At 29.6% G+C, this 8733-nt stretch carries 8 protein-coding genes and 1 pseudogene; all 9 read right to left on the reverse strand.

The features are described from left to right. A pseudogene (locus GJV76_RS14585) lies at window positions 1-861 on the reverse strand (hypothetical protein); the annotation flags it as partial. Window positions 862-1111: 250 nt separating this feature from the next. After that, window positions 1112-1975 carry a helix-turn-helix domain-containing protein gene (locus GJV76_RS14590; protein ID WP_196216240.1) on the reverse strand — a complete coding sequence of 288 codons (864 nt, stop codon included), beginning with the start codon at window positions 1973-1975 and terminating at the stop codon, window positions 1112-1114. Between the two features lie 284 nt (window positions 1976-2259). Continuing rightward, complete coding sequence (locus tag GJV76_RS14595) at window positions 2260-3210, reverse strand: AraC family transcriptional regulator (protein ID WP_155093329.1); 951 nt, start codon at window positions 3208-3210, stop codon at window positions 2260-2262. Between the two features lie 368 nt (window positions 3211-3578). Beyond that, window positions 3579-4448 carry a conjugative transposon protein TraN gene (traN, locus tag GJV76_RS14600; RefSeq protein WP_155093330.1) on the reverse strand — a complete coding sequence of 290 codons (870 nt, stop codon included), beginning with the start codon at window positions 4446-4448 and terminating at the stop codon, window positions 3579-3581. Window positions 4449-4472: 24 nt separating this feature from the next. After that, the gene (traM, locus tag GJV76_RS14605) at window positions 4473-5720 is read right to left on the reverse strand and encodes a conjugative transposon protein TraM (RefSeq protein ID WP_155093331.1); all 1248 of its coding nucleotides are present in this window, start codon (window positions 5718-5720) and stop codon (window positions 4473-4475) included. A gap of 267 nt (window positions 5721-5987) precedes the next feature. Next, window positions 5988-6611: a conjugative transposon protein TraK gene (traK, locus tag GJV76_RS14610; RefSeq protein WP_155093332.1), complete on the reverse strand. Its 624-nt coding sequence runs from the start codon at window positions 6609-6611 to the stop codon at window positions 5988-5990. Between the two features lie 3 nt (window positions 6612-6614). Next, complete coding sequence (gene traJ, locus GJV76_RS14615) at window positions 6615-7613, reverse strand: conjugative transposon protein TraJ (protein ID WP_155093333.1); 999 nt, start codon at window positions 7611-7613, stop codon at window positions 6615-6617. 2 nt (window positions 7614-7615) lie between these two features. Beyond that, window positions 7616-8248: a DUF4141 domain-containing protein gene (locus GJV76_RS14620; protein ID WP_155093334.1), complete on the reverse strand. Its 633-nt coding sequence runs from the start codon at window positions 8246-8248 to the stop codon at window positions 7616-7618. A 25-nt stretch (window positions 8249-8273) separates the two neighbouring features. Beyond that, window positions 8274-8733 (reverse strand): TraG/VirB4 family ATPase (locus GJV76_RS14625; protein WP_455429740.1); only part of this gene is annotated, 460 nt, incomplete at its 5' end.

Consider the following 8733-nt stretch of genomic DNA (forward strand, 5'->3'; position numbering starts at 1 on the left):
ATTTGATGCCACGTTTTTAACAAATGTGTCATTGGATGAAAGTTCAGTTACAAAATGGTTATTATTTGCTAGAGTTGTAACAAACTTCGAGTTGTTGGCTATATCCTCTAGCTTGACTGCAAATTCTGTATTTTCTGAATCAGTAATTACAAGCTCATCACCCTGAAGCTTATAACTTGCTACTTTTGTATCAAAGTCTGACCATACAATACTTTGTAACTGATTACTTCCATCTTTATAGTAAAAAGCATTAGCTTTTTTATCGTAGTAAACATTACCATAAGTATGCGCTAACTTATCGATAATGCTTTGAACTACTTTATCATTTGAAACAATGCTATCAAAGTTATCTCTGATTACATCAAGTACTGGAATATTATTTTTATTTCCTTTCTCGTCGGTAAAAATAAAATTACCTGGAGAAGTTGGATCATTTATTAAACTTGTATTTACTTGTATTTTTTCTAACAAAATACTTACAGTATCACCTTTAGAGTCCTTAAGAAATAGCGTATCATTCTCAACATATAGATTTTTATTAGATCTAGAATCAAAAGCGTCAAGATCAGTTGATGAAACAACCTTAATCCATTTCCTTTGTGCTTTATTCCAATAGTAATATCCAGGAACAATATCAGCAGACGTGTTAACGTTATATACTAATAAAGATTCAACTGCATTTTTTATTGTCAATTCATCTGTTGTAGACTTTAGACTAATTTGTGGAATAACAACTCCTTTATCAGCAGAGTTTATTTCAAGCATTGCTGAATCATGTGGTTTCATTGTTCCTATTCCTATTTGTGAATACGTCGTACCAGTTAGCATTAAAACAGCTATAGGTAGTAATCTTTTTTTCATAGTGTCGTTTTAAAATTATTCTTTAGAAGGTGAGCTTCTACTTTTCTCATTAACACTACAAATTTCAATCTACTTTTTTTAAAGATTAATTCATAAAGTCCACTTTTAATCCATTACAATTTTTTGTAACATTTTTAAGGTAGTTCAAAAAATTGGATAACTGTAAATCAAGCTCTTACATTTAAAAAGAAACTATTAATTAACACTTAGAAAAACAAAAAAAAATTTAAAAACAACTAAAAAAATACTATTAAAAATCTGAGGTAGCCTTATTTAAGTAGATATATTCTGAAGGAGAGATTCCTACTACACTTTTAAAACTTCTAAAAAAAGAAACGCGACTATTAAAACCACATTCAAAATAGAGATCATTGATAGACATATCAAAGGAATCATTTTTTATTAAACTTTGAGCATGTTTAATTCTGTACCTATTTATTACATTATTAAAATTACTTTCATGTACAATATTGAAGTATTGAGATAAATGATGTCTTGAAATTTTGGTCATCATAGAGAGTTTGCCTATACTTAAATTACGATCTAAATAAATTTTTTTGTTCTCAAGTAAATCAATTATTTTTAAATCGTAATCTGTTAATAAATCACTCTTAACTAATGAATTTAAATATTTTACATCTTTAGATGAAACAGATAAATCATTACTAGCTACTTTTTTAGAATTAAGATTTTGCAAGTGAATTTTTGCTTTAAATTGATATTGATTAGCAAAACTTGCACTAATAAAACATAGAGCCACAAAACTAATACCTAATAAAAGTTTAAAGGTATATATGTAATCAAACCCCCAAAAAGGAAATGAAATTAGAACAATTGAGATTAGTAAAAAAACAGAACTAAGCTTAAGAAAAAAATACTGTCGAAAGTCATCTACATTATGTTTAAAAACTATTGCATATACATTACATATGTATATTAAAAGATGAATACCAGATATTACATTAAAGACATTAAAATAAGGTAAAATTATTTCAACATCTAAAAACTCATCTATAATCAGCAATGTTAAATAAACAATAGACAAAGCTACAGGCAGTAAAAAGTGGATTAATATCCTAAATATAGACTTAGGCTCTACTCTATTAATGATCATTAAACTAATAATATATAAAAAAGGACCATAGAATAGAAAAAAAGGGCTCCCATAAATTGAGAAACTTTTTTCAGAAGTGAATATGAAAGTAAAATAGCTATAAACTATATGCAAAAACAAAAAAGCAATAGAGTATGTTATAATACTATTGGTTTTAATATTTATTAAATCGTATTTAACTTTCCACAAACAATAAATCAATAAGAATATATTGACAAAAAAAATAAAAGTAACTATCATTTAAAATAATTTAAAAAGTAAACTTTAATGAGAAAAGCAGTTCACTACAAATTATACTCAAATGTTTTACGATAAGCTGAAGGACTCTCTCCCACAAACTCTTTGAAATACTTTATAAAAGTTGATCGAGAATTAAAACCAGACTGCAGCATTACTCCATCTAATAAAAGATGTCTATTAGTTTCTAATAGTTTTTTTGCATACTCAACTCTATATTTTGCCAATAAAGAATAGAAACTCTCGTTTAACTCTGAGTTAATAACAGTTGATATTTGATTCTTTGGTTTATCTAACATTGTTGCTAAAGCATCTAAATTGAAACTAGAATCTAGAAATACCTTATCTATTATAAACAAATGCAAAATTTCATTTGCTAATTCACTAAGCTCACTTTGATTAATCGTTTTCAGAAAAGCAGAACAGAAATTTTCTTTAAAAAAGTACTCTTTACTTAAATTAGCTAAATGTAAACTAGAAAAATAATATGTTATAAGACTAAGTGTTCCATAAAACAAAAAAAGAATCACATGAATTAAACCATGAAAATCAGAATTGTCAAAGTTAATTACATAAGTAAAAATTTCGGTGACTTTAACACACAAAATAATCAACAATACATATAAAGAAATTAATATATAATTGAATTCTAGAGCGTAAAAATTTGTTTTAATCTTTTTGAAATCCGCTAAAGACATAGTTATTCGAACTAGTGGATAAAGACTAAAAACAATAACTAAAATATTAAAAACAAGTTTCTTTTGAACAAAAAAAGAACTTGTAAGTAAAAAAAGTGTAAAAACAAAAACATCTAAATGCTTAACAATTTGTCTTTGTGCAACTCTTGATTTAAGAAAATATAAAACCAGATAACTTTGAAAATAAAACACACGCAGCTCTAAATCAAAATAATCAAAAAATACAGTTAAAGAAAGTAAACTAATTATTAAAAATAATAATTTATCAAATTGTTTTAGATAATTAATCTCATTTATCATGATTAACTAAAGCCTTATATAACCAATTAGTAATTTTACAAAGGTCCTTAATTTTACTAGTATTAACAAGTCAAAATATTTTGATACAAATATTAACAATTAAACAAAAACACAATAATTCACAATAAACATTAAATAATTTAATTTAATCAACTTATTTAAACTAAAAAATAAAAAAAAATATTAATCATAAATAAAAAAATAAAAATAACTAAATATTCACAAATTTTATCTTTTTTATATCATTACTTTTACTTAAAGGGAGTCTTTATCCAACAAGACTATAGAATCAATACCTTATCAAACAAAAAAGATAGAGTAAAACTATTAATTACTCTATCCTTTTATAACTTATAACTACTTACTATTTATTGATATCTCACGGCTAGTTTATTGATTTTCTTTGCCTTTAAAATATCTCGATGACTCACCCTTAAACTCTGCCAAAGCATATCCGAGTTAATATCAATACGCAATATTTTGTAGTTAGATAAATCAAAAGCATCCAACACAAAGACATTCTCTATACTTTGATGGCTTTTAACCACATTAATATCCCTGTAAGACTTTATAGGTTTTAAGTCTATCTGCTCAATGGTACTTTTCTTTGATAGCTTTTTATCTAAAAGCTTAAAACTAACATAGTCTAAATGATAATCTAAATTACTTTTATTTTGCCAAGACAAGTGGAAGTACAACTTCCCTTCTTGAGTGTAAATACCCTTTAACTGCACTTTAATCCCAAAACTTGAATCTGAAATATTTAAAAAACTCTTATCTCTTTTGACAATAGATTCCAAAAAATAATCCACAAGAGTAGGACTAGTTTGACCAAACTCCTGAAAAAGAATATTACTATTTAAACGCTCCTTTTCGGTTTGTAGTTTCTTTAAATCATAATTCAAATTCTCAGGGTTATCACTATAATTTACATTAAAGTTATAAAACAAACCACTTTGAGTGATAACTGTAAAGTTGGTTTGTGTTATTTCTGAACTTATCGCTTTCAAGCGTAAAACATTCTCAGCTGATTCAACCTTACTGGCTATAATATCATTGCTACCTAAATCAACATATCGGATACTACTGTCAAATAAAATATGTGTTGTTTTGTTTAAAGTTAACTCTATTTGAAAAGGTTTTATCTCTGCACTAGTAAGATTATTGTGCAGTTTACTATTTTGTCCTACTGCCATGATTTGCATTAGAACTAAGCTAAATGTTATAATAAATCTCATAATTTTCATGTTTATTAGTTATTTTTATTGTTTGGGTAACAAGAAAACCTCTTGTCCTTTTTTAAAGGTTACTCGTTGGGTTTTTACTTTCTTTGAAAAGTAGCCTGATACCCCTTGAATGATTCCCTTTGTTAAATCTCCTGCAATTTGATCTGCAACACTCTTGGTCATAGAAATACTCGTTGCAGTACTCTGACCTGCATTAGCTAGAATTTCTTTACTCGCATCAATCTCTTGAGAATTTAATACCTCTAGTCCCCTTTGACCAAATCGGTCATAGCCAATTAATTCTACCTCAACAATGCTTTGATCTAACTTTATGGATTCCACAACAAACTCAGCTCGACCACTATTAAGAGTAACTCTTGCCACTATAACACTTTGTTTGCCCAAAGGAGCTCCTTGAATTAAAATATCCTCTAAAAGCAAAAGTTTCACCCATCCGTTATTTACAATTGTTTGATGCTCGAGTATACTTGCCTTTATTGAATTTTTAAACCCCAGTGATTCAGTAGTGGTATAAGCGGTATTAAACCCATTTACCTTTTGTTTTGAATTGAAAGTTGAATCCCCTTTTAAGGTAGAACTCAACTTTAAAGACGATACAACATTAAGTGATTTAAAATCAGATTCTACCGCTGCTATATTTTTATTAGGGCTTTGTTTAAATCCCAAAAGATCACTTTTAACCTCTGGTTGACTCCCGGGTATATACCGAGAGGCCATCTCAAAAGATTTCTGCATTAACTCTAAGTGTTCTTGCTTTCTCACTTGCCTATTATCAACCCCTTGTTTTAGCTCGGATTTTAACTGATCTAGCTCTTTAAAAAGTTTGTTATAATCATCCTTGTCTTTCTCTGGTTTATAAAACTCTGAAACGGCCTGATTAGCAAGTTGATAATTCTCTAAAGAGCGCCGCTTGGAAGACCACTCTAAGTTAGGGTAATCACTTACCTGTTGCACGGAATCTTTTTCAATATAATAATCCAAAAGTGTTTGATTACTATGACTATTACTTGTGTTTCTGGCCTTTAAAAACTCTTGCTCATAGGCCTTGAGTTTATCCGAGGGTAGTTCAATATTAGTAACCTCTGGAATAATTGGGTTAATATCACTTTTGTTGGAGGTTTCATACAAGAAAAGAAAATACATAACCACTGAGAAAATTCCAAATAGCCCCAAGTAAACAAAGTATTTTTTATATTTATTAAAAATTCCATTTTTGTATTTCTCTAAGACAAAACCTTTTGAACTTTGATTGTTACTTTGCATAAGTTTTCTTTAAAATTTTAATTGGTTTTAATTCTATTGTCCTATTATAAAGCATAGGTAAAGTAAGTTTTACCTTGTATGATTTATCAATAGGTTTAACCTGGTTTAGACTACTGAGAAAAACCTTTATACTGAGTATTAAATAAAAAATAAAGACAAAGACCAGTACTAAAGTTTGTTTTTTTCTATGCAAATTTGTCCACCAAGTATTAATGCTAAGTAGGTACTTTGAGTTTTTATTAAGCTTAATTTTATCTCTCATAGCCACTAACGTTTAATCGAACTAACTGTTTTATTCTCTAAAACAGTAAATTTCTCAATTATAAAGCCTTGGGGATTATTATCCGACCTTACCGCATTTAAAAGCTGACTACTAGTTATTATACTATTTTGAGTAATACTACTGGCTCTAATTACATGCTGAGTTAAATGCACTTTACTCTTATAAGGATATGACTTAAAATCAACCCATATGCTATCAACCGATACTCTTTGTTGAATACCCCCGGAGATAATACGAGAGTAATACCCTTTTTCAAGTAAATCTTGATAGTAATTAAAAGCACTTTTATCCGAGAGATTAAAGGCCCTTTGCATATTACTCTCAATGGCGGCTTTCTCTGGAGAGATACTAAAAAAGAATTCATGAAAACGCCTTAAATGTTCCCTTGCCTCAACAGGTCTATTTATACTTGCATCTTGAGAAAGAGCAAGCATTAAAGATTTGCCTTTATCAAGAACATATATTTTTTCTCTTTGTTGCTTGGCAAAATCATAGCTCTTGTAGATAGAAAACACCGTGACTAAAACACATAAGCTTGAAAAAACTAAAGTGTATAATCGTATTGTTAAAAATCTATTTTCTATATTTTTAAGTGATTTAAAATCCATAACTTACTTTTTAATCAATTGTCCTAAAATATTACCCCCAACAGATCCACTAACAGCACCTGCCATATTAGTTGTGCGTAAAGCAGTTTGATTAATATTACGAGTGTAATTCCCTCCTGCTCCTGCTTGAATAATCCAACTTGATAGAGTTGGGATTGTAAAATATCCCACAATACCAATTATCATAAATAAAATGTAAACAGTATCAAAACTATCTAACGTAGAAGTGGAAGAGCTAGTTAACCTCTCAAGGTCTTTTCCTATAATAAGGGTTTGTATTCTCGCTAGAATGCTACTTAAAATATCCGAGATTGGAAGCCATAAATACACACTAATATACCTTGAGAGCCACTGCGATAAACTCGATGAGAATCCACTCCAAATTGAAATGGCAAAAGCTATAGGTCCGAAGATACTGAGCACTATTAGAAAAAAAGTTCTAATGGTATCGATCACTAAAGCACTGGCGTGAAAAACATTCTCTAGAAGCTCTCTAAAGCCATCTCGAATACTCTTTTTAAAATCATACATCCCACGCTCTAAATACATGGTGCTTATACTAGTTAGATCAGATATAGACCAACCTAATTCTTGAATTTTATTATCAAATTCTTCATTGGACACCAAATAGGCCGTCTCGGGGTTATTGGCTAAAATTTGCCTCTCTAATTGATCCTTTTTTTGCTGTAACGCTCTAAGGTCAATCACCTGTTCTTTTAAAATTAAATGTGTTCCTTTAACCACCGGGCTCAAAACACTATTTATAGTTCCTAATACCAACGTTGGGAAAAACATAATACACAAACCTATAGCTAAAGGCCTTAAAAGAGGATACACATCAATAGGTTCTGCTCTAGATAAAGCAGCCCATACTTGTAAGGCTATATAAAAAAGCGCACCAAGCCCCCCTAAACCCTTTGCCATAGCAATCATATTACTAGCCAAGGGCATCATCTCGTTGTAAAGGTTTGCTAAAACCTCATGCAAATTATCACTTTCCATAACTACCAATATTTACTGTTAGACTCCCCATATAAATCAAGAATACTCTGGGTGTTACTCTTTTTTTTTGATCTTAAAATACTAACCGATATATTCTTTTTCGTATAGTAATCAACCAAATTATAATAGTATTTGACCCTGGAGTATATTGTATCGATAATATCCATTCGCTCTTTATCGTTTAAAGACAAACTTGTTTTGGTAACAATTTGCTTTAACTCGTTTAATAAAACAGTAGATTCAGACAATAGCTTAGCATACCCATTTGCAATAGCTTCAAGCTCTTGGTCAGAAAAATTACTATCGTTGAGCATTTTGGAGAATCCCTGTACATATAATTTAGATACATCCGAGACTAAAAGAACAGTCTGTTGAACTTTTCTAGCATCTTTTACAAGGTGATTCACAGATTCAAGTTTATTGTAGTAATCTTTAGTTTGATTATAGATTTTCTCTACTTCCTTAAAATTCCTAATAACATTTTCAACCGTTGCTGAAGTTTGCACAATCTCATTGGTACTATTGATAATACTTTGAGCAAAATTTCCCGGATCGTATACGGTCCATTGACCAAAACAAACACTTGAGAATAAAAACAAAAAAGCAGTTAATATTCTCTGATATATTTTTTTCATAAGTCATTACTTTTAAATTAAAACATTACTGTATGCGCTGCTCAACAAGAGCTTTAATGGCAAGTTCTACATCACCATCAAATTCTAAAGTAAGTTGCTCTAGTTTGAGTTTTTCCTTCTCCTCGGTGGTATAGGCTAAATATTCAGAATAGCTCACCTCTGTGGCATAAACCCCAGAGTGAGTACCACCTAAATCAATCCACACCTCTTTATAAAGCCTCTGAGGGTGATTATTTAAATTAATGGATAAGATTTGAGCTTTTTGTTGGGAGTTTAGTCCTAACATTTTTTGAATCTGATCAAACTTATTGATGTATTTACGCTGGTCTAAAAGAATCTTACAATCTGAATTATTGATAATGCTCTGCTTTACAATCGGAGAGTCAATTATATCATCAATCTCCTGAGTGACAACTATAGCCTCACCAAAGAATTTCCGCACCGTCTTAAGTAGGCTAAGCACCCAGCGCCTTATCATATTTCTA

The sequence above is a fragment of the Myroides albus genome (genome assembly GCF_009711045.1).
GTDB classification, from domain to species: Bacteria; Bacteroidota; Bacteroidia; order Flavobacteriales; family Flavobacteriaceae; genus Flavobacterium; species Flavobacterium album_A.